Genomic DNA, 1,095 nt, shown 5'->3' with positions numbered 1-1,095 from the left:
GGCGACGCTGGTCGTCAACAAGCTGCGCGGCGGCCTCAAGGTCGCGGCCGTCAAGGCGCCGGGCTTCGGCGACCGCCGCAAGGCCATGCTGGAAGACATCGCCATTCTCACCGGCGGCACCGCGATCTCGGAAGATCTCGGCATCAAGCTGGAAAATGTGACGCTGCAGATGCTGGGCCGCGCCAAGAAAGTGGTGATCGAGAAGGAAAACACCACCATCGTCGACGGTGTCGGCCGCAAGGAAGAGATCCAGGGCCGTGTCGCGCAGATCAAGGCGCAGATCGAGGAGACCACCTCCGACTACGACCGCGAGAAGCTGCAGGAGCGGCTGGCCAAACTCGCCGGCGGCGTTGCGGTGATCCGGGTCGGCGGCTCGACCGAGGTCGAGGTCAAGGAGCGCAAGGACCGCGTCGACGATGCGCTGCATGCGACCCGCGCGGCCGTCGAGGAGGGCGTGCTGCCTGGCGGCGGTGTCGCGCTGCTGCGGGCAGCCAAGGCGCTCGATGCCGTGCAGACCGACAATGCGGACCAGAAGACTGGCGTCGATATCGTGCGCCGTGCCATCGAAACGCCGGTCCGGCAGATCGCCGAGAATGCCGGCGCCGAAGGCTCGATCATCGTCGGCAAGCTGCGCGAGAAAAGCGAATTCGGCTGGGGCTGGAACGCCCAGACCAACGAATTCGGCGATCTCTACGGCCAGGGCGTCATCGACCCGGCCAAGGTGGTGCGCACCGCTCTCCAGGACGCGGCATCGGTCGCCGGCCTGCTGGTGACCACGGAGGCGATGGTGGCCGAGAAGCCGAAGAAGGAAGCCGCCGCCCCGGCAATGCCCGCCGGCGCCGGTATGGACTTCTGAGGTCACGGCCCATCCGCCCGCTTCCCTGGCGGGGAGCGGGCGTCATCCGAAGAGAAAGTGGAGGTAAAGATGGATGCAATGGCTGGCCTCGGATCCGTACCGGCTCCTACGCACCAGGCGAAGGAATTCCTGGCCTATGAAACAGAATGCAGGAACGTGCTGAAGCCGCTGCTGGCAGGGCTGCTCGACATGGCTGAAGCTGCCGGCTGGAACCGGCGAACCGCGGCGAGGAACATCAG

The 1,095-nt window shown here is 66.4% G+C and carries 1 protein-coding gene; it reads left to right on the top strand.

Annotated elements, in window-relative coordinates; all coding sequences use genetic code 11:
- Positions 1–856, top strand: an 856-nt coding sequence (gene groEL / locus EN939_RS35370; RefSeq protein ID WP_127271963.1) for a chaperonin GroEL, incomplete at its 5' end; no start/stop codon positions are given.
- Positions 857–1,095 lie beyond the last annotated feature (239 nt).

This window comes from Mesorhizobium sp. M7A.F.Ca.CA.002.05.1.1 (assembly GCF_003998335.1).
In the GTDB taxonomy this organism is placed as follows: Bacteria; Pseudomonadota; Alphaproteobacteria; order Rhizobiales; family Rhizobiaceae; genus Mesorhizobium.
The sequence above is the reverse complement of the archived record's forward strand: the minus strand, read 5'-3'. Positions and strand labels throughout refer to the sequence as shown.